The organism is Paenibacillus sp. Y568 (assembly GCF_059445545.1).
Window position 1 is genome coordinate 397063 of record NZ_JCAIUM010000001.1, and the last position, 18345, is coordinate 415407.

Genomic DNA, 18345 nt, shown 5'->3' on the forward strand with positions numbered 1-18345 from the left:
CTTGCAATCCCGTCCTGATTTGCTATACTCAAATTTGTATTTTAATACAGGAAGGTTGTGATGATTTTATCCATGGACCATAATAACACCCCCCTTTTCACAGCACTGAAGAATCATGCTGCTAGCAACCCCGTACAATTCCATATTCCTGGGCATAAAAAAGGTCGAGGTGCGGATCAAGAATTCCGAAATTTCATAGGGGATAATGCCCTTTCCATAGACTTAATTAATATAGCCCCACTTGATGACTTACATCAACCTACGGGTGTCATTGAAGAAGCTCAAGCCCTTGCTGCAAATGCTTTCGGATCTGACTATACTTACTTTAGTGTACAAGGGACAAGCGGTGCGATCATGACGATGATTCTATCGATATGTTCTCCGGGTGACAAGATCATCGTTCCACGAAATGTACATAAATCGATTATGTCAGCCATCATTTTTGCAGGAGCGAAACCTGTATTTGTCTCTCCCGCTCGCGATGAGAATCTAGGAATAGATCACGGAATCACAACAACTTCTGTTCGTAGAGCACTTGATCGTCACCCTGATGCAAAAGCGGTACTCGTGATTAACCCAACCTATTTTGGCTTATGCGCAGACTTGAAGGAAATCGTTGAACTCGCTCACAGCCGTCATGTTCCCGTACTTGTAGATGAGGCTCATGGGGTATTAATTCATTTCCATGAGGATCTTCCCATATCTGCTATGGAAGCTGGTGCCGATATGGCTGCCACAAGTGTACACAAATTAGGCGGTTCGATGACCCAGAGTTCCGTGCTTAACCTTAATGTAAAAAATGGATTTGTGAATCCACAACGTGTACAGACTATCATCAGTATGTTGACGACAACCTCGACATCCTACATTTTGTTGGCATCGTTAGATACTTCAAGGCGTAATCTTGCGCTACATGGACATGAAATAGCTCAGAAAGCCATTGAGCTCGCTCAATATGCACGTGAAGAAATCAATAAGATCAATGGACTTTACTGTGTTGGCGAAGAGATTCTTGGTGGAGAAGCAACGCATGACATTGATCCGACCAAGCTTACCATTCATGTTCGTCATCTTGGAATCACGGGATATGAGACAGAGAATTGGTTAAGAGAACATTATAATCTAGAAGTTGAATTAAGCGATATGTATAACATACTTTGTCTCGTCACACCCGGTGATGAAATGGACTCTATCGAAATTCTTTTAACGGCTTTACGTTCCTTATCTGATACCTATTACTTAGTAAATCAAGCTCATGAATTAGTTATTAAGATTCCGGAAATCCCTCAACTATCTCTTACACCAAGAGAAGCATTCTATGGGGATACGGAAGTGATTCCATTTAGGGAATCCGCAGGAAGAATCATAGCCGAATTTATATATGTCTACCCACCAGGAATTCCAATTCTTCTTCCTGGAGAAGTCATCTCCCAGGACAATATTGATTACATTATTGATCATGTGGAAGTAGGATTACCTGTAAAAGGACCCGAAGATCGCTACATTCACAATATTAAAGTTATTGTTGAGACCAATGCCATTTTCTAATTTCATTTCATAAAAAGAAGCTCTGTACCTTACGGTACAGAGCTTCTTTATGAATACCAAATGAAATCTATTCCTGCTGTGCTGCTACAAGCACGTTATATACTTCTTCAACAGACTTCCATTCTTCTTCATCTTCGATATTATAGAGAACCATTTCTTCGTTCTCTTCTTCCATACGCAGAATGATACCATCTGCTTCTGGATTCTCACGTTCAAGTAACAGAGCATAGACCTTCTGACCTACATCAAAAGTCTCTACAAGAACCATTTCCACGTCAACGCCATGCTCATCCGTCAAAGTCAGGATAAACTCTTCATGCTCACCGTCGTGTTCATGATCATGACCGCAGCCGCAATCATCGCCATGTTCATGTTTGTGATCGCTCATATTATTACCTCACTTCGGGTTTAATTTTTCTACTTTGGTATCGTACCATGGAAGGCTTTTTAGGTCAATTTAACCTAGCAGTTTCAATACAATTATATTATTATATTAATCTAAAGCTGTAACAATTTTCTGGGACACCATTTCATATTCCGCATTCTTAGACACTTTAATGTAGAATCCTATCGTGTATTTCCCTGCCGTTTTGAAATCATATGTAAAATCATTTGTTCTGAACCAAAAGTTATCCTTCTGATCCTTACCTAATTCTTGAGTCTGGATATCCTTCTTATTCCCTGAAGGATCTATGATGGCTACTTTAACGGCGGCAACAGAGTCCTTTAGATTATCCACTTGGCTGAACACGTTAAATTTCAGCTTTCCTTTATTCACGTTACCGAATACCGTATCCCCTTTAAATAGAAAGATATGCACATTAGGCTTCAGAAACTTGACTTGATTATTGTTAGAATTCCAATTCACAACACCATCGAAAGAGCGAATCGGTGCATAAGTCTTACCATCTATAATATAGCCACCCCCTTGAACTTCTTGCCCATTCACCCATAAACGAACTTTCTCATTCACTGAATCGGCAAACATCAAAGAACCCCCCATAAGGGATAAAACAAGTGTGCTTAGAACTATTTTCTTCCATCTCATATTTATACTCCCCCTCCAACCTATTCCATTCATGATGACTTAAATATATACGACAATTTATACCGCAAGTTGCGGTCAAATTGAGTTTCATTCCAAATAAACCCTGCAGAATATTATTCTGCAGGGTTTATCTTGTTACGAACTCGGTTTTGTCAGAATACAAGGCACGCCATTTCCTACAGCACCTGGTATTCTCATTTTTTCTCTGTAATGTATTCCATCTGCACAAGGTGTTTTACAGACCTCACAGATATGCGACAACACCAGTTTCATTTCTTTTTTAACCTTTTCACTTTTAGGTTGAACGATTTGTTTACTTTTCGCTTTAACCATCATGTCACCTCATTTACGGATGTATATACTTACCGTATTGTATGAGGATTTCGTCCATTGGGAACTCTTGAGTAATATATAATGAAGACTAGATTCCTGTTATTTTGACACTAATCAATGATATATTTAATGACAGATATAACAACAACATCAGGAGGGAATTAATCTTGGACTTACAATTGCAAATGCTTGGAACCGGAAGCGCCTTTTCCAAATTGTATTACAATAACAATGCATTAATATCAGATGGTTCATTTTCGCTTCTAATTGATTGTGGCGTAACCGCTCCACGTGCTCTTCATCATTTGGGGATGTCTTTTGACGACATTGATGCTGTATTTATCACTCATATCCATGCAGATCATGTTGGTGGACTAGAGGAACTTGCTTTCAAAATGAAATTTACTTATAAACGCAAACCCATAATATATATAACTGAAGAACTTGCTCATACGTTGTGGGAACACTCTCTCAAAGGTGGGTTATATCAGACAGGGGAAATATCCTCACTAGAAGACATATTTGAGGTTCGCCTTCTTCAGCCGTTGAAGCCTTATCACATATCGGAGCATCTTACCATCGAACTTATACCTACTGAACATATACCAGGGAAAGCAAGTTATTCTCTATACATTAATGAAAGTTTGTTTTACAGTTCTGACATGACGTTTGATCCCACATTACTTCTCCAACTTGTTCAAGAGCGCGGGTGTCGAACTATTTTTCATGAATGCCAATTAAGCGGTCCTGGAGAAGTTCATACCACTCTGGAAGAACTCCTTACTCTTCCCTTAGAAGTTCAGAAGAATACTTATCTGATGCATTACGGGGACGAGAAAGATGACTATCTGAGTGAGATCGGTGACATGACCTTCTTAGAGCAGAATCTTATCTATCATTTATAATAAAAAGCCAGCTGTACCGCCCATGTAGGGGGAACAGCTGGCTTGCTGATGGTGTCTACATCATTCAAATGTAGGGAGTTGATCCAAGTTGTTGGATGGATCTCCATCCGCGTCTCCACGAATATAGGTTTCTCCATCTCTACCTTTAAAAGCATTCACACCGGCAATCGCACCTGCCTGTACTTCCTGAAGTGCTTGTTCATAGGCCAATACTCGACCAGATGATGTCTGAAATGCTGTTAGATCACCATCACCGTTCTTCTGTACTGCAACGAATTGTTCACGTCCTGGGGTTCCCATATCAATCGCTCCTTTAGTTAATTTGCCAATGAAGTTTAGGGCATTCGAGTAGGTTACCCAGCACATGCTAATTTAATGCATCCATTTCAAGATAGTTCAAGTTGGAGTTTAGATTATAATTCCTTTTTCATACGAACATGTAATATTCCCGCATCATCAAAAGGTTCCTTCGAGATCACTTCATATCCCTGCTTCGCATAAAAGGATTCTGCCTGACACTGTGCATCAAGTATCGCATATTGCAATCCAAGTTCCTTCGCGAACTTGTCCATTGCCATCAACAGTACTTTACCGAAACCCTTCGTACGATACTCCTTCGTGACAGCAATACGTTGCATTTTGGCCGTGTTCTCATTGTAATAAATAATTCTACCCGTAGCCACATATTCCCCATTATCGTAAATTAATAAATGATGTACCTTGGGACTAATCGTATCATATTCATCCATTTCAAGACTTAGAGGGACATGTTGCTCCTCTACAAATACCTTTTTCCGAATTTCCAGTCCATACTGCAGCTGTTCCTCCGTGTTAACATGAATGATCTCTGCAGCCATTTCATTTCCCACTCCTTCGGTCCACAATCTATTCAACTTCTAATCGAATCATTATACAAAAAAAAATTTTTGATGTATAGTTTGGATAATGTCTACATTTACTATACCCTTATAAAAGGAGCTAAATCTCTTATGGGAATTACGATTGCAATCGTTATCATTATGTCGATCGTCCTTATTTACTCATTCTATTTTGTTACCAAAATGGGTTACTCCCGTAAGTGGGATGAAGACGAATAGTCACAACATTAATAATATAAAAACACGAAATCCCCTTAGACTGATCCAAGGGGATATTTCAAATCTTCATTTCTCATTTCTTCGTCGTATCGTTCTTTAGGGTGGAGAGATCTCTGTCGTCGAATATACCTGCTCGCCAACATCCTTAGAATATACATCCTGCATGACAGGCGCAGTAGAGGTGTCCAACCTTTTTAATTGAAACGTGGATTCGTCCCGTTCTATAGAACAACCTGCAAGTAACACAAACAGACACCCTCCAACTATTAGACCATATATCTTATTCCGCATTGTGCCACTTCCTTATAGATTGATATAATCTTATTGTGGGCTCTTTGAATTTTTTTTAAACCTAACATTCTCACAACCCCATCCCCACAACAAACGATTCTATCTATAAAATGAATTGACACCCATCTCACCTGCTGGTATGATTATCCTTGTATTTACATACTATTTCGATCTGTTAGCTCAGCGGGAGAGCACTATCTTGACAGGGTAGGGGTCAATGGTTCGAATCCATTACAGATCATTACTGAGAACCCTTGCGTAGCAGGGGTTTTTCTATTTCTGTCATTCTAATTGAATTCATTAATAGAAGTAAAAGGGGCCTACACGCTAGTAGGCCCCTTTATATGTATGAAATTAAATATAATTTAAATAGCAGTAAAGAGAAAAAAGTACCTTTCCTTGCTGCTGAACATATAGACCCACTACGCGGCGCGGGCAAGTTCCCTATTTCCTCTGCTAAGTTTTATTTCCAGTCTTTAGTCATACTTATAAAATTATATGATTGTAATTCAGTAATACCCTTCCTTGTTCGATGATTTCTCTAAAAAATTTCGATCCGTAACCCTGTCCTGTCATTGAAGGTTTCATTTGAACTCCAACTGCTAATATTTCTTCCCCTTCATCGTTCACATCATAAAACTCACAATTTCCTATTAAATTTTCTTTATCATCAATTACTGAAAATGCTCTTTCTGAATTGAAACTTTGCTTAAATCCATCAATTTTTTCTTTTTGGATATTGTTATCATATTCCATCATAAGCCCAAGTAATGAATTCATAGCTAATATCATCTCAATCAAAGCCTCACGATAAATCAGGTTAACTCGGTTTGATTTCGCTAATTCATAAGCTGCGGCCGTATAATCACCTTTCGATACAACCCAAGCTTCGTAGCTTTATAATGAGCAATCGAAGCCTGCGCTTCTTGCACAGCCTTGATCCCTACGTTTTTACTATATCTCTTGGCTTGGACAACACTCCTCTTGCCATCCTTCTGTATGAGAAGATCTGCCCCGTAATCTCCAGTTGCCTTACTTACCTCGATTTTATATCCTTGAGCTCGTAACAAATGTCCCAGATAGTTCTCGAATTGGATCCCTTCCATCTTATCTATTTCAGCAATCCCTGACTTTTTCAGGCGTTCCTCATGCTTCTTTTTTCGTAAGATAAGAATAGCGGTGATAATAGCCATAACAAGAACGCACACAATGACTGAAGCCTGAACTGATTTAGTTAAAATATAAGTCCCCGCAAGCGAACCTATCAATGGAAGGGCCCTGATCTCTTGTGTAAATTCTTCCTGTTTTGTTTCACTTTTCCTCCCAGCCAATTGGACAACCTCCATTGAAGACCGAGTATATTCCCACTATTCTCCATATAGGGGTAAATCACCCTTTTTGACGCAGAACTTTAGACCTACGAGAGAATCAATATGGGCAAAAGAAAAAGCAAAAAACTGCAGCTCATCTTCCATGATCTCATCTATTTATTCTTGCCTAAGTGTCATCGGGTATTGACTAACCCAATCTGCCTTTATGGTTTTGTATTTGGTATAATCTTTCCGAGGTTAAATTGATGAATGGTAAAACATTGGTTACTATTTTGGTTATTGTTTTGCTGTTAATTGGCGCTTGTTCTTTAGTCGTGGCTTATTTTATGACTTCAGTTGATCTTGGTCGTCCTGATAATATTTAACCGTTGTGATCATCGGGCTATCCCTTGTAAATGTATGTACTGTCTTGTCTCTTCTTTTATTAACTTAATATAAAAAGAAAAGCACCACAAAAATGCATCACCTCTTTCGTTATTGAAATTCCATTCAGCCCAACCAGTTAAAGAATTATGAGAATAGTAACACTTGTTATGGGAAAGATAATATTGGCACATGCACCTCACCAAATAAGTCATAAATTTCGGAAGGAGGAACATTCAATGAAAAAAATCCTTGCGTCTTTTTTAGCTACATTGAGTATTGCTTTGGTTCTTGTGTTTCCTGCATCTGCAGCAAACAACAACATGAATACTAACGACATGAACACAAACTACAGGAATACAGACAACATGAACACGAACCATATGAACACGAACGACATGAACACGAACGGTATGAATACTAACAGTTACAGAGCTACTGCTACAAACGATGACAATGGAACCGATTGGGGATGGCTTGGATTACTTGGTCTTGTAGGCCTCGTAGGTCTAAGACGCCGCAATCCAGAAACTCATTAAAAAAATTTTCTCACGACCCAATTTATCGGATAACAACAAAAGAATCCATCAGAAATAAACTGATGGATTCTTTTGTTTGAGTAAAACTCACAATCTGTTAAGTTAAGACTATCTTGGTTTTTTAATCAGAGATTAGAATACCATCGAAACTTTCTGGACCCACACGAATTGTACCAAGCAAATTGGAAGATATAAATGCAGTATAAGTCAATTGCGGCGTAATTGGCGGGTTAAAATCATTAGCTGAAAAAGTAATGACCTGAGGAGCTAATACGCTCAGACTAAAGGTTGATGTTGCTGAATAAATAACAGGATCCGTTGGTAAAGTTCCTCTTACAATTGTGATTGTTACTCCAACCAAGGCTAAGGGAAGTTGAACAGAAACAGTTCCTTTCAATTGGACTCGGGCAGTTCCAGTAACCCCGGCACTTACTAAACCTATCTGACCGAAAAGCTGTGGAGCATTAATTACCAGAATTGGAACTAAAATTGAGTTTCCAAAACTAGCATTTTGAGAAGTTCTTCCATCAATAAATACACCCATTCTAAACACCTCCTTCTTCTTTAACATATCATATATTATGCTAAATTTAAGTAAGTGCTTGGTCATAAACCACTATGGTATTAATGTACTATACTGAATATATTGTTATTTATAACCTTTGAAAGGCGTAAACGCACAAAGGCCCTGCCAGTGAGATACTAGCAGGGTCCTTACTTATATACTGTTCATAAGGGGTATCTTTATAGTAGAGATTGAACCTTAAAACAAGATTATAATCAGGTTAGAAATAGATAAAAGCTCCGCTAGTAAGAGTCTACGCGGAGCTTCTAGCAATATCGAGTGACTTCTTCTTATTAATTATGTTTCAATACTCCTATAGAGTGTCCATCGATCGAACTTATTTTACCTCTCCACCATCCAATACTGCGGACTAGAGAACCCGTTAATATCTGTGCATCTTTTAAATGGATCATCTCCGGGATAACCTGTTCATCTTCGGGGCTCGAATCTTCATATACTTCTTCTCCAAATTCACGATAATACTTAGCTACAGCGTATTCTCCTGCTTCATTTAATTCAGAAGCTACTCCGTCGACGTAACTCTTACCAGATATTAATGTCCCAGTTACGATACTCCCACCTACTAGTAAAGTAAGGCCCAATGGTGCATTGGTTTGGTTACAGTTTTCTACAAGCCATATTAATATGGCATCTTTCAGAAATGGATCAATTTCCTCTGGACTATTCTCACTTTCATCAAACATCTACATCACCTCCATGTATATCCTACTTCGACACAGGACGGAGATTTCCTATGCAGCATTTCATCGGATGAACGTGAAATAAAACAGACCTTACATCAAGTAAGGTCTGTTTTATCTGTTTTATTGAAAACATCTTATCTTATAATAAGAAAGCTTTGGAGATTATAACGAGCAAAATGAACAATACTAATATAGCACCTATGCCTGCACCACCAAACCCACTAACTCCACCACCATTGCCATTACCGTTGCTATACCCATTTTCAACTTCGCTCATTGTAATTCCTCCTTTATATTAGACTACATCCTAGTATATGTAAGAATATAATAAAAGGTTTGGGTATAATAATAAAATTTTAAATATTCTAAGGATTATAATGAGGATCGTTAATACTCGGATTTTCACAGAGTTGTTTCAGAAAGGTGAGTCTTTGAACTAGTAAAGACACCTTGACAAGCAGATGCTCCACTTGTCAAGGTGTCTTTGCTTTAAATCTATTATTTTTCCTTCTCAATGGCCTCTAATCGCGCTTTCAAATCTGCAATCTCCGTAGTATTTCCAGCTATTAATTTAAGAAAATTGTTTCTTAGTCGGTTAATGACAATAGCTGTCTCCTCCCTAGTTATAACATCTCCAGGACGTGTTCCATCAAAATAACCATTTGCTTTCGCTTCTGCCCAATCCTCTGCTGCCCACGGACTAGCGATGTTAATGTTAGGTTCTGTCACAGGTATCTCTTCCCCTCCACTTTCTTTGTTATATGCAGCCTTTAATTCCGCTAGTGTTCCTTTGTACTCGTTAAGATCAACGTTACCTGAAATTCCAGCTACGGATCTACTACCGTTCGGACGAGTACCACCTGAAGTACCGCTAGTATACTGCCAAATGTCCCAAGAACGCCATGCTGTAACATTCCAAGGAACGACGGTTGAATACCGGGCAATCCATAAAGGATAGGCTCCAACTTCGCCATCGAAATTAGCTGCGAACGAGTTACCTGTGTATACCATAGACTTCATCCCCGTTAGAGTCTGGATCTCAGATAGAAATGCCTTAGCCACCACATTCATTTGTGCTTTAGTTAAGCCATTCGATTCTTCATAATCCAATGCTGGAGGGAGATGAAACACATCTATACCGCCCGCCTTCACAATCGCTTGGAAGAATGTTTGGGCTGCTTCTTTCGCTAAAACTGCCGTAGTAACCGATTTATCTAAATAGTGATAAGCACCCACCAATAACCCCGCTGCATTAGCCCCTTTCACATTAGTGATAAACATGCTATCCATTGAATTTTGTGTTGCCTTAATGTATACAAAGTCAATTGCATCTTTTGCTACCTTGGACCAGTCGATTGTTCCCTGATGATGCGACACGTCGATGCCTTGAGCGTTCTTACTATTACGTGCTTGCATTTATATCAACTCTCCTTTTTTATAGTAAATGATAGAAATATATGAATTGCCTGTATTTTTGTCTAAAATGCTCATTAAAAAGGCTGACCTTAGTATCATACTAAGGTCAACCTTCAGCTAAACATATCTATCAGTCATTCATTTCATTTTGTTGCTGTAATATTCAAGATGAATTTTAACGACAATTTTGTTTATTTTCGTTGATTGTTGTCCCATACCCGGTCTATGAATATCATGCGGGAAGAAAACAGCGAACATTCCAGGCTTCAATGGCAGCAAAATTTCATCCGTTACCGGGGTATATAATGCATAATCGTCTTCGCTGTCATATGGCTTAGCGGGTTCAATTCCTTCTTGTAGCGGTGACCAACCAATGGTTTCTTCACCATCTATCAAATAATGGACATCAATATAAGATTCGTGTTTCTCTGCAAGATGATCTTCCGACATTTTGGCATCAAGTTCCATAACTGAAGCATACATCTCGCTACCTCGGATTTCAACACGTCCTACAGCAGGGGTAGCTTGTATAATCTTCTTAATTTCCTCGATGGCCTCCAAATAGCCGGATTCTCACATTTGCTGTGGTCTGCCCACGATGCTAACGACCTACAATCATGTTCTAATCTCCTATCATTGTTAATAACCTACAGCAGTTTCTCGCTCACTGCCGCAGCTGTAATTTCCTTGTTCATAATAGATTCTTCTTTGGTTCTTTTGAAATATTCTACATATAAAATATCCAGCAAATAGAGCTGAGAAATCTTCGCAGACAGTGAACCCCCTTGTAAAGGACCTTCATTAGCTCCGCACAATAATGTCAGGTCTGAATACGAGGTTAGTGGAGACTTCACAAATCTAGTGATCGATATGATCGTTGCGCCACGTTCTTTTGCTTTGCGTGCAATTTCAATAGAATCCTTCGTTGATCCAGAATATGAAATGATAACAGCAACATCACGCTCGGTCATCAATGCTGCCGACATCATTTGAAGATGTGAATCCATGGAACATTCTGTTTTGTTCGTAATACGCATAAACTTAAGTTTCGCCTCTAAGGCCGTTATTAATGACGAACCTACACCGAAGAATAATATCCGTTCTGCTTCAATTAAATGGTCGATGGCTTTACTAATATTGAGAACATCTAATAAATTATAAGTCTCGTTCAGTGCGCTTATATTCGTTGATAACACTTTAGAAGACACTTCTTCGATCGAATCATCCATTAGAATTTGGTCCGTTAATTGCGGTACTTCATTATCTACCGCTATACTATGTGCCAATGCAATCTTAAACTCCTGATACCCTTTATAACTCAATGATTTACAGAATCGAAATATACTCGATTCGCCTACGCCACATTCATCTGCGAGGTCAGTAATAGACATGTAAACAACACTTTTTGTGTTTTCCAGAACATAGTCTGCTACCTTTTTCTCCGTATTCGTTAAATTGTTATACTTCGAATGAATGGAAGAAAAAATACTGATCGTTCGCAAGATACTCCACCTCTTCATTAACGTAGATTTATCGTAAGAATAAGGATGCTGCTCCTAATACCCCTGCCTTATTCCCCAAAGATGCCTTAATAATTTTCACATGTGAGAAGCTTTCCATAATCAGTGACTTTGTTCTTGCTTCGACGAGACGAACTAGATCGTCTTGTTCCATCACTCCGCCTCCTACAATAATAGCGGATGGATTGAAGATATGAATGAAAGAAGCTAAGCCAGCAGATACTTCATCAACCCATGAATGTAAAATTTGTTCAAGCACTTTATGACCTTTGTTTAACTTTTCAAACAATATTTTTCCGTTTATACATTCTGGATCTACCTGTTTAGCCATATTTACTAAAGCGGTTGTTGAGGCATACGTTTCATAAAATGGCTTCCTTCCATCGTCACGAGTCTCTGTTAGAGGATGTGTGAACATATGGCCAAATTCAGCCGCTACGCCGTTAGCTCCTTTATAGATCTGACGATTAATCACGATCGCTCCACCGATGCCCGTACCAAATGTCAAACATAAGAAATTATTAAATGACTGAGCTGCGCCAAAGGTAGCCTCACCTAACGCGGCAGCATTCACATCATTTTCTACCTTAACGGGTTTATTAAATTTGTTGGCAACAATATCTCTAACCTTCATGCCAGTATACATTGGTATATTTTCGTTAGCAAATACGATAAATCCTTCTTCTGAATTCACTTGTCCTGCTGTACTAATTGCGATTGCATCGAAATCATCATATTCTGCAATGTTTTCAAGTAATCTTTGGATCACATGTGGTCCACCTAGATGGCTCTCCGTCACATATTCTTTAAATTGATCGACGTTCCCATGTTCATCACAAATGCATATCTTGGTGTTCGTTCCTCCAATGTCTGCGGTTACAATCTTCATATCCCCTTCGATCCTTCCCAATGGTTCAGAGATAAGCGCCCGAACATGTATTATTGCATAGCCTTAATAAATCGTTGCGTGATCTCCATCGGTCTTGTAATCGCCGATCCGACAACAGCTGTATACACGCCTAAATCGAACATTTTCTTCAATTCTTCAGGAGTAGAGACTCCTCCCTCAGCTACGATTGGAATAGAGAAGTTCTTACAAAGTTTCTCTACTAATTCGAAATCCGGTAAGGATTTACCTTTTGTGGCTTCTGTATATCCGCTTAAAGTCGTCCCTATACAATCAAATCCCATCTCCACAGCTTTGACTGCTTCCTCGTATGTTGAGCAATCTGCCATAAATAGCTGATCTTTATAGGTTTCACGTATTCGTGGGAATAGTTCAGAAATGGTAGATCCATCTGGTCTTACTCGATCCGTCGCATCCATAGCAATAATATCTACACCTTCACAATAAAGTTCATCTACTTCTTTTAATGTGGGTGTGATAAATACTGCAGAGCCTTCATACACGCTTTTAATAATCCCTATGATTGGTAGGTCAACTGTTGTCTTGATTTGCTTAATATCTTCTACACTATTCGCTCGAATTCCCGAAGCTCCTCCCAAGAAAGCAGCGTAAGCCATTCTTCCCATAATAAATGGACTATGCAACGGTTCTTCAGGTAAGGCTTGACAAGAAACAACGAGCTTACCTTTTATCTTTTGTAACATATTGTTTTCGGTGTTCATCATTACCAACCCCTAACTTTTTTTTGGATTTACTCTTTAACTGCTCCGGCCGTCATTCCACTAGTGATAAAACGTTGGAATAACAAGAAGATCACTAGCATTGGAATGGCAGCAACGGTTGCTCCAGCCATTTTATAAGCAAAGTTGATTTCCCTAGTTCTCCATCTAGTAGACTTGTCCATCTCGCGGTATCATCAAACCTACCATCACTCTCAGCATTGTAGCCCCAAGTATTCGAGTCTCCAAAACATACTATTGTTTTCTTCATCGATATTACCGACAATATCTTGCGATAGCTTGATCAATCAACTGCATAACCGCTTCGATTTGAACGCTATCTTCGCTGTGCATTCCTTCAAGTGGTGCTCTTACAATACCAATGTCGACTCCTCTTCTTTTCAAGACTTCTTTTATTCCTGCATACATCGATCCCTTTAACGAACACAGCGCAATGATAATATCATTAATATCACTTTGAATTTCTCTAGCTTCATTGAACTGTCCAGCTTTCACGAATTCATTCGCCTGTAAGAACAATTCTGGCATAACGGCATACGTACCGCCAATTCCAGCGTCTGCTCCCATGATTCTTCCTGAGACAAACTGTTCATCCGGACCGTTAAAGACGATAACATCATCTCCACCGACTTTCTTGAAACGCTCAATATCCATTGTTGGCATTGATGAATTCTTAACTCCAATAACTTTCTTATTAGCAAGCAACTTCTCAAATAATGCTGGCGTTAACGTAAAACCAGTTAGTTGCGGAATATTATAGATAATAAAGTCTAACGGTGTTGCTTCCATAATGTCCGTCCAATATTTATATACAGCACTGTCTGGCAATTTGAAATAAATAGGTGGAATAGCAGACAATGCATCATACCCTAACGCTGCCGCATGTTTAGCTAATTCAATACTATCTCTGGTAGATGGTGCTCCTACATGAGCAATAAGGGTCATTTTACCCTTCAATTGATTGGCAACGTAACTCAGCACAGCTTTGCGTTCTTCTAGGTTCTGATAAATACACTCACCAGAACTACCTCCTACATAAACACCCTGAACTCCTTTATCAAACAAATAATTACATAAATCCTTGGTCCGACTTTCTGAAACGTTTCCTTGTTCATCATAGCAAGCGTAAAAAGCAGGTAATATTCCGTGGAATTTTTCTAATGTCACGTTTCTTCCCCCAAGTAAGTTATTATTTATTACATTTGAAGTTCATACATACAAAATATCATGGATTCATCAATTTGTAAATTATTTTCTCTATTTTTATTAAAATAAAAATTATTTCCACCTGACGTAATAATACAATGAAAATGTTTTTATGTAAACGCTTAACTTTATTTTAACTAACCTTTAGTTAAAGCGCTTGCTCCATTTCATGGAAGGTACATTATTATTCAAATGCAATAATAGTGGGTAATATCCTATCAGGAACAGAAACGGTAAAGGAGTTGATAACGATGAGTACACTACTATGGATAATCATTATTCTCTTGATTCTTGGAGGCGGGGGTTACGGTTTCTTTGGACGCCGTCGCTAAGATTTATAAGTTTCAATACATTGTAAGAAAGGGCCCTGCCATTCATATGGCAGGGCCCTTTCTTATATACGTTTTATTCTTACATTACACCCAAAGTGCTTTAGTAATAATTACAAGTAGTATAAACAATACTAAAATGGCACCTGTAGATCCGCCTAAACCTAACCCGCCTATTCCTCCGACAGGTGGACAACATCCTCCAGCAACAGGTCCTACATTATTATTTGCAACGTTATTTCCACCATTACATCCACAACCATATCCGTTTACTTCTCCCATGTTTAATTCCTCCTTTATTTGTGTACACCGTAGTCTATGTATAATCCGCAAAATGGGATGGGCTATCTGGTAAAGAAATAATAAATTTATTGATTTCAGTCTTTGTCAGGCGTTTTCTCGCACAAAAAAAGCTCTGCATTCATTCGCAGAGCTACATATAAGGCAACGATCGACTATATTAAACCCAAAGTGCTTTTGTAATAATAACCAACAAGATAAACAATACCAAGATTGCGCCTGTACTAGTGAACACTCCACCACCGTATCCTGCATTTTCACTCATGGGTAATCCCTCCTTTTCTTAAGGTACAATCTATTTTATGTACAAAACAGAATAAGGACAGGGCTTTCTAGCATAAAAATAGCATATTTTTATGGAATTTTTACTAGTCTATAAGTGCATATTTTCACTATACTATTCATTCCATATCTAAATACCAAACAGGCTGCCCGATATTCGGACAGCCTGTTTTACTAAATCATTGTAAACATGTATTCATTATAGAATGAATGTTTTAGAAATAATTACGAGCAAGATGAACAATACTAAAATTGCAGCTGTTGATGTTCCGATACCTCCAGCAAAACCTCCCATTTGCAATTCCTCCTTTTTCCGATGATACAACAGCTTATGTTCAAAATCGGTTAAGGTAAGGGCACTTCGGCAAATAATCAAATCGATCCCTTTATTATGGAATTATGAATTCTATTCGACTTCCATCAGGGTATTCCTCAAGCTGATTTCCTACCCAACTTCCTGCTCCTCTATTGTCCTTTGGAGTTATGTATTCAATATCTGCACCATCTCCGCCTTCCATACACATGGCCATCGGCCACTCGTCTCGGTCATATCCCTTTTTCGTTGGAATGCCCTTTAATGATTCAGTACGATTAGCTTCTGCACCTGAACGATCAATCGTACAAATGGCCGAATGCCCCGTACGGATAGCCTCTTCAATGTGTGCTGCCGTCTCTGGATATCGGTCTGTAGGAAACTCTAATGAGTAATCAACATCCGTGCGAGTCTCAACTTGATCCGTCTTGTTTGAAACATCGATATCGCCGAAATAGAATGCTCCTAGTGCTACTATTACTGCGAATACAAGGCTAAATACGGATCGTTTCATCTTCTTCAATCTACATTCTCCCCCTATGTTAAAAGCCATTTCGGTAATGTAGAAATATATCATATTTTGAGTAATCTTGCCATAAGGGAATAGAATTGTCTAGCTGATCCTTAGATTTAATCGTTGTTTAGGGGTAATCAGTCCATATTCAGGCTGAACGGCGCCTGCAAGTTAAAATCCCCATAGAAAAGCAACCGGCAGCTTTTCTACGAGGATTTAATTAATTATACAAATTAACATTTGAGACTTGCTATTCACCCCTTAACCGAGCCCACAGTAAGTCCTCCCACGAAATACTTCTGTAGAAAGGAGAAGGCAATCAACAGCGGCATTGCACATAGCATGCACGCTGCAAACAGCACGTTCCATTGAGTCGGGTTCTGCTGGTCGCCCATGAATCCTAGCATCGCCAGTGGCAGCGGAGATTGTGAAGACTTGGAAATAAAGGTCATGTTGAAGAAATAATCGTTCCATATCCAAATACCCTGTGTGATGATAACCGATACGGTAACAGGAATCAACAGCGGGAATACCACCGTCCAGAAGCGACGGAACAGCCCCGCGCCATCAATATGTGCTGCTTCCTCTACCTCTTCTGGAACACCGCTGCGAATAAAGCCGGTGTACAGGAATGTCGAGAACGGTAAACTACAGGTTACGAACATCAGGATCGGCGTATACTGCGTGCTGGGAATACCCAGACTGTTGATCATTTGTACGATTGGAATCAGTACCATCTGTCCAGGTACAACCAAGCCTGCCAGAAAGAAGAGATACAAGAACTGGCTCCATCTGCTTCTGATTCGGGCCATAGGATAGGAAGCCATGGCCGCGAAGATCACCACCAATAGCACGGAAATCACGGTCAGCACCACGCTGTTCAGTAGGGCGGAACCAAAATGCATCCGCTCAAAAGCTATACGGTAACTGGTGAAGGAAATCTCATTAAACAAATTCAGCGGATTCGTATTGTTATCTGGAGACCGTAGCGAAGTGGATAGCACAATCACCAACGGAATTAGATTAAGTACCATAATAATGATGACAAACATCTGAACCAGTATCTTTTTGAGCAAAGCTCCGGGTCTGACAGACTTCCGCGCGTTCAAGGCAGGATCTGGCTGAAGCATCTTATCTACTACCGTTCCATTGCTCATGCGGACACCTCTTTTCTATTCATCAGCAGTACAGACACAGCAGTAACAACGATAATCAGCATAAATGAAATGATCCCAAGTGCCGAGGCCTTTCCAAACATTTGCTCTGTAAATGCCATTTTGTATATTGAATAAATCAGAGTGTTAGTTGAAGTTCCCGGACCTCCATTGGTCATAATGAACGGGAAATCGAAGGCTTTCAGCCCGTTAATTAGGCTCAGCGTCGTATTAATCGTAATGGATGTGGCGAGTAGCGGAAGCTTCACAAACCGCAGCAACTTCCAGCCGCCGCAACCGTCGATCCGTCCGGCCTCCAAAAGATCATTTGGAACGGTCTGAAGCCCTGCCAGAAAGATAATCATGGTTGTACCGACATTTTTCCAGATTTCCACAAAAATGATGGAATATAGCGCTGTAGAATAGCTACCCAAGAAGTTTAAGTTGCCGTTTGGAATTCCGAGCTTATCCAAGAATGTAGCAATCATTCCACTGTCAGGCATATAGACATAGCTCCAGATGAAACCGACCACTATTGCGCTGAACAAGGTGGGTATGTAGGAGATCGAGCGGTAGAAGCCCTTGCCTCGAATCTTCATGTTCAGCAACAGCGCCAAACTGAGTCCGATCAAGTTGCCTGCCACTACGCTGACTACGGTATAAATGAGCGTATTACTGATCGAGTTGCCCAGAGTGCCTCCGCTAAACAAATTCTTATAATTATCGAAGCCGATGTAATTGAAGGTTTGGGCATACCCGTTATAGTCAGTCATGCTGTACTGAAACAGCTTAGTGATTGGAAAAATCCAGAAGGTCAAATAAAAGAGCAACGCCGGGACCGCGAAAAAGTACATCGTTTTTTTCATTACATTTGATTTCACCTCTGTCTTATCCTCCTGTCCAAAATCGTTCCGCCTCCCGGCTGTTAAATTCCAAGGCT

The 18345-nt window shown here is 39.5% G+C and carries 28 protein-coding genes and 1 tRNA gene; 4 read left to right on the forward strand and 25 right to left on the reverse strand.

Features of this window, described 5'->3' with window-relative positions; all coding sequences use genetic code 11:
• Positions 1–72 precede the first annotated feature (72 nt).
• Positions 73–1548, forward strand: coding sequence for an aminotransferase class I/II-fold pyridoxal phosphate-dependent enzyme (locus AC1D7X_RS01950; protein ID WP_495454730.1), 1476 nt, complete (start codon positions 73–75; stop codon positions 1546–1548).
• 67 nt (positions 1549–1615) lie between these two features.
• Here the strand turns inward: AC1D7X_RS01950 and AC1D7X_RS01955 are convergent, their stop codons facing one another.
• The 3 genes from AC1D7X_RS01955 to AC1D7X_RS01965 all read right to left on the reverse strand — a co-directional run bounded on the left by AC1D7X_RS01955 (position 1616) and on the right by AC1D7X_RS01965 (position 2932).
• Entirely contained in the window at positions 1616–1936 is a 321-nt protein-coding gene (locus AC1D7X_RS01955) for a DUF1292 domain-containing protein (protein ID WP_495454303.1), read from the reverse strand.
• Between the two features lie 105 nt (positions 1937–2041).
• Positions 2042–2596: a copper amine oxidase gene (locus AC1D7X_RS01960; RefSeq protein WP_495454302.1), complete on the reverse strand. Its 555-nt coding sequence runs from the start codon at positions 2594–2596 to the stop codon at positions 2042–2044.
• Positions 2597–2731: 135 nt separating this feature from the next.
• Positions 2732–2932 carry a hypothetical protein gene (locus AC1D7X_RS01965; protein ID WP_495454301.1) on the reverse strand — a complete coding sequence of 67 codons (201 nt, stop codon included), beginning with the start codon at positions 2930–2932 and terminating at the stop codon, positions 2732–2734.
• Between the two features lie 164 nt (positions 2933–3096).
• On the opposite strand from AC1D7X_RS01965, the gene AC1D7X_RS01970 reads away from it, so the two are divergent.
• Positions 3097–3834: an MBL fold metallo-hydrolase gene (locus AC1D7X_RS01970; RefSeq protein ID WP_495474540.1), complete on the forward strand. Its 738-nt coding sequence runs from the start codon at positions 3097–3099 to the stop codon at positions 3832–3834.
• A gap of 60 nt (positions 3835–3894) precedes the next feature.
• On the opposite strand, the gene AC1D7X_RS01975 is transcribed toward AC1D7X_RS01970, so the two are convergent.
• The 3 genes from AC1D7X_RS01975 to AC1D7X_RS01985 all read right to left on the reverse strand — a co-directional run bounded on the left by AC1D7X_RS01975 (position 3895) and on the right by AC1D7X_RS01985 (position 5222).
• A complete protein-coding gene (locus tag AC1D7X_RS01975) occupies positions 3895–4134 on the reverse strand; it encodes a DUF3892 domain-containing protein (protein ID WP_495454299.1) in 240 nt (79 codons plus the stop codon).
• A 113-nt stretch (positions 4135–4247) separates the two neighbouring features.
• On the reverse strand, positions 4248–4691 hold the full coding sequence (locus AC1D7X_RS01980; protein ID WP_495454298.1) for a GNAT family N-acetyltransferase: 444 nt from the start codon (positions 4689–4691) through the stop codon (positions 4248–4250).
• Positions 4692–5027: 336 nt separating this feature from the next.
• Positions 5028–5222 (reverse strand): hypothetical protein, encoded by a 195-nt coding sequence (locus AC1D7X_RS01985; protein ID WP_495474541.1) that lies wholly within the window; start codon positions 5220–5222, stop codon positions 5028–5030.
• 169 nt (positions 5223–5391) lie between these two features.
• Here AC1D7X_RS01985 and AC1D7X_RS01990 point away from each other — a divergent pair.
• Positions 5392–5463, forward strand: a tRNA-Val gene (locus AC1D7X_RS01990).
• Between the two features lie 245 nt (positions 5464–5708).
• Here the strand turns inward: AC1D7X_RS01990 and AC1D7X_RS01995 are convergent.
• Positions 5709–6014: a GNAT family N-acetyltransferase gene (locus AC1D7X_RS01995; protein WP_495474542.1), complete on the reverse strand. Its 306-nt coding sequence runs from the start codon at positions 6012–6014 to the stop codon at positions 5709–5711.
• Positions 6015–6061: 47 nt separating this feature from the next.
• Positions 6062–6553: a restriction endonuclease gene (locus AC1D7X_RS02000; protein ID WP_495474543.1), complete on the reverse strand. Its 492-nt coding sequence runs from the start codon at positions 6551–6553 to the stop codon at positions 6062–6064.
• A gap of 602 nt (positions 6554–7155) precedes the next feature.
• Between AC1D7X_RS02000 and AC1D7X_RS02005 the strand changes: the two genes are divergently transcribed.
• The gene (locus AC1D7X_RS02005; RefSeq protein WP_495454296.1) at positions 7156–7455 is read left to right on the forward strand and encodes a WGxxGxxG family protein; all 300 of its coding nucleotides are present in this window, start codon (positions 7156–7158) and stop codon (positions 7453–7455) included.
• Between the two features lie 121 nt (positions 7456–7576).
• Here the strand turns inward: AC1D7X_RS02005 and AC1D7X_RS02010 are convergent, their stop codons facing one another.
• The 17 genes from AC1D7X_RS02010 to AC1D7X_RS02090 form a co-directional block, all read right to left on the reverse strand.
• A complete protein-coding gene (locus tag AC1D7X_RS02010) occupies positions 7577–7999 on the reverse strand; it encodes a hypothetical protein (RefSeq protein WP_495474544.1) in 423 nt (140 codons plus the stop codon).
• Positions 8000–8313: 314 nt separating this feature from the next.
• A complete protein-coding gene (locus AC1D7X_RS02015; RefSeq protein WP_495454294.1) occupies positions 8314–8724 on the reverse strand; it encodes a GvpU-like protein in 411 nt (136 codons plus the stop codon).
• A gap of 139 nt (positions 8725–8863) precedes the next feature.
• Positions 8864–9001: a YjcZ family sporulation protein gene (locus AC1D7X_RS02020; RefSeq protein ID WP_495454293.1), complete on the reverse strand. Its 138-nt coding sequence runs from the start codon at positions 8999–9001 to the stop codon at positions 8864–8866.
• 221 nt (positions 9002–9222) lie between these two features.
• Positions 9223–10140 (reverse strand): glycoside hydrolase family 25 protein, encoded by a 918-nt coding sequence (locus tag AC1D7X_RS02025; RefSeq protein WP_495474545.1) that lies wholly within the window; start codon positions 10138–10140, stop codon positions 9223–9225.
• A gap of 138 nt (positions 10141–10278) precedes the next feature.
• Complete coding sequence (locus tag AC1D7X_RS02030; RefSeq protein WP_495474546.1) at positions 10279–10701, reverse strand: NanQ anomerase/TabA/YiaL family protein; 423 nt, start codon at positions 10699–10701, stop codon at positions 10279–10281.
• An 86-nt stretch (positions 10702–10787) separates the two neighbouring features.
• Complete coding sequence (locus AC1D7X_RS02035) at positions 10788–11642, reverse strand: MurR/RpiR family transcriptional regulator (protein ID WP_495474547.1); 855 nt, start codon at positions 11640–11642, stop codon at positions 10788–10790.
• A 28-nt stretch (positions 11643–11670) separates the two neighbouring features.
• Positions 11671–12549, reverse strand: a complete 879-nt coding sequence (locus AC1D7X_RS02040; RefSeq protein WP_495454289.1) for an ROK family protein — start codon at positions 12547–12549, stop codon at positions 11671–11673.
• Between the two features lie 50 nt (positions 12550–12599).
• Positions 12600–13289 (reverse strand): N-acetylmannosamine-6-phosphate 2-epimerase, encoded by a 690-nt coding sequence (locus AC1D7X_RS02045; RefSeq protein ID WP_495454728.1) that lies wholly within the window; start codon positions 13287–13289, stop codon positions 12600–12602.
• 29 nt (positions 13290–13318) lie between these two features.
• Positions 13319–13438, reverse strand: coding sequence for a sugar ABC transporter permease (locus AC1D7X_RS02050; RefSeq protein ID WP_495474625.1), 120 nt, complete (start codon positions 13436–13438; stop codon positions 13319–13321).
• Positions 13384–13557, reverse strand: a complete 174-nt coding sequence (locus AC1D7X_RS02055) for an SGNH/GDSL hydrolase family protein (protein WP_495454288.1) — start codon at positions 13555–13557, stop codon at positions 13384–13386. The genes AC1D7X_RS02050 and AC1D7X_RS02055 overlap by 55 nt, the downstream gene beginning before the upstream one ends.
• Positions 13558–13562: 5 nt before the next feature.
• Positions 13563–14474: a dihydrodipicolinate synthase family protein gene (locus tag AC1D7X_RS02060; RefSeq protein WP_495474548.1), complete on the reverse strand. Its 912-nt coding sequence runs from the start codon at positions 14472–14474 to the stop codon at positions 13563–13565.
• Positions 14475–14929: 455 nt separating this feature from the next.
• Complete coding sequence (locus AC1D7X_RS02065) at positions 14930–15124, reverse strand: YjcZ family sporulation protein (protein ID WP_495474549.1); 195 nt, start codon at positions 15122–15124, stop codon at positions 14930–14932.
• A gap of 178 nt (positions 15125–15302) precedes the next feature.
• A complete protein-coding gene (locus AC1D7X_RS02070) occupies positions 15303–15407 on the reverse strand; it encodes a YjcZ family sporulation protein (RefSeq protein ID WP_495454286.1) in 105 nt (34 codons plus the stop codon).
• Between the two features lie 216 nt (positions 15408–15623).
• The gene (locus tag AC1D7X_RS02075) at positions 15624–15719 is read right to left on the reverse strand and encodes a sporulation protein YjcZ (protein WP_495454285.1); all 96 of its coding nucleotides are present in this window, start codon (positions 15717–15719) and stop codon (positions 15624–15626) included.
• Between the two features lie 94 nt (positions 15720–15813).
• Positions 15814–16251 (reverse strand): NucA/NucB deoxyribonuclease domain-containing protein, encoded by a 438-nt coding sequence (locus AC1D7X_RS02080; protein WP_495454725.1) that lies wholly within the window; start codon positions 16249–16251, stop codon positions 15814–15816.
• Between the two features lie 254 nt (positions 16252–16505).
• Positions 16506–17408: a carbohydrate ABC transporter permease gene (locus AC1D7X_RS02085; protein ID WP_495454284.1), complete on the reverse strand. Its 903-nt coding sequence runs from the start codon at positions 17406–17408 to the stop codon at positions 16506–16508.
• Positions 17405–18271, reverse strand: a complete 867-nt coding sequence (locus AC1D7X_RS02090; protein WP_495474550.1) for a carbohydrate ABC transporter permease — start codon at positions 18269–18271, stop codon at positions 17405–17407. Before AC1D7X_RS02090 ends, AC1D7X_RS02085 begins: the two co-directional genes overlap by 4 nt.
• Positions 18272–18345: the final 74 nt, after the last annotated feature.

Bases quoted from the DNA above. Each gene is read 5' to 3' on its own strand.
- AC1D7X_RS01950 (WP_495454730.1), top strand. From the start codon at position 73: ATGGACCATAATAACACCCCCCTTTTCACAGCACTGAAGAATCATGCT.
- AC1D7X_RS01955 (WP_495454303.1), bottom strand. From the start codon at position 1,936: ATGAGCGATCACAAACATGAACATGGCGATGATTGCGGCTGCGGTCAT.
- AC1D7X_RS01960 (WP_495454302.1), bottom strand. From the start codon at position 2,596: ATGAGATGGAAGAAAATAGTTCTAAGCACACTTGTTTTATCCCTTATG.
- AC1D7X_RS01965 (WP_495454301.1), bottom strand. From the start codon at position 2,932: ATGATGGTTAAAGCGAAAAGTAAACAAATCGTTCAACCTAAAAGTGAA.
- AC1D7X_RS01975 (WP_495454299.1), bottom strand. From the start codon at position 4,134: ATGGGAACCCCAGGACGTGAACAATTCGTTGCAGTACAGAAGAACGGT.
- AC1D7X_RS01980 (WP_495454298.1), bottom strand. From the start codon at position 4,691: ATGGCTGCAGAGATCATTCATGTTAACACGGAGGAACAGCTGCAGTAT.
- AC1D7X_RS01985 (WP_495474541.1), bottom strand. From the start codon at position 5,222: ATGCGGAATAAGATATATGGTCTAATAGTTGGAGGGTGTCTGTTTGTG.
- AC1D7X_RS01995 (WP_495474542.1), bottom strand. From the start codon at position 6,014: ATGATATTAGCTATGAATTCATTACTTGGGCTTATGATGGAATATGAT.
- AC1D7X_RS02005 (WP_495454296.1), top strand. From the start codon at position 7,156: ATGAAAAAAATCCTTGCGTCTTTTTTAGCTACATTGAGTATTGCTTTG.
- AC1D7X_RS02010 (WP_495474544.1), bottom strand. From the start codon at position 7,999: ATGGGTGTATTTATTGATGGAAGAACTTCTCAAAATGCTAGTTTTGGA.
- AC1D7X_RS02015 (WP_495454294.1), bottom strand. From the start codon at position 8,724: ATGTTTGATGAAAGTGAGAATAGTCCAGAGGAAATTGATCCATTTCTG.
- AC1D7X_RS02020 (WP_495454293.1), bottom strand. From the start codon at position 9,001: ATGAGCGAAGTTGAAAATGGGTATAGCAACGGTAATGGCAATGGTGGT.
- AC1D7X_RS02025 (WP_495474545.1), bottom strand. From the start codon at position 10,140: ATGCAAGCACGTAATAGTAAGAACGCTCAAGGCATCGACGTGTCGCAT.
- AC1D7X_RS02040 (WP_495454289.1), bottom strand. From the start codon at position 12,549: ATGAAGATTGTAACCGCAGACATTGGAGGAACGAACACCAAGATATGC.
- AC1D7X_RS02045 (WP_495454728.1), bottom strand. From the start codon at position 13,289: ATGAACACCGAAAACAATATGTTACAAAAGATAAAAGGTAAGCTCGTT.
- AC1D7X_RS02055 (WP_495454288.1), bottom strand. From the start codon at position 13,557: ATGAAGAAAACAATAGTATGTTTTGGAGACTCGAATACTTGGGGCTAC.
- AC1D7X_RS02065 (WP_495474549.1), bottom strand. From the start codon at position 15,124: ATGGGAGAAGTAAACGGATATGGTTGTGGATGTAATGGTGGAAATAAC.
- AC1D7X_RS02070 (WP_495454286.1), bottom strand. From the start codon at position 15,407: ATGAGTGAAAATGCAGGATACGGTGGTGGAGTGTTCACTAGTACAGGC.
- AC1D7X_RS02075 (WP_495454285.1), bottom strand. From the start codon at position 15,719: ATGGGAGGTTTTGCTGGAGGTATCGGAACATCAACAGCTGCAATTTTA.
- AC1D7X_RS02080 (WP_495454725.1), bottom strand. From the start codon at position 16,251: ATGAAACGATCCGTATTTAGCCTTGTATTCGCAGTAATAGTAGCACTA.
- AC1D7X_RS02085 (WP_495454284.1), bottom strand. From the start codon at position 17,408: ATGAGCAATGGAACGGTAGTAGATAAGATGCTTCAGCCAGATCCTGCC.
- AC1D7X_RS02090 (WP_495474550.1), bottom strand. From the start codon at position 18,271: ATGAAAAAAACGATGTACTTTTTCGCGGTCCCGGCGTTGCTCTTTTAT.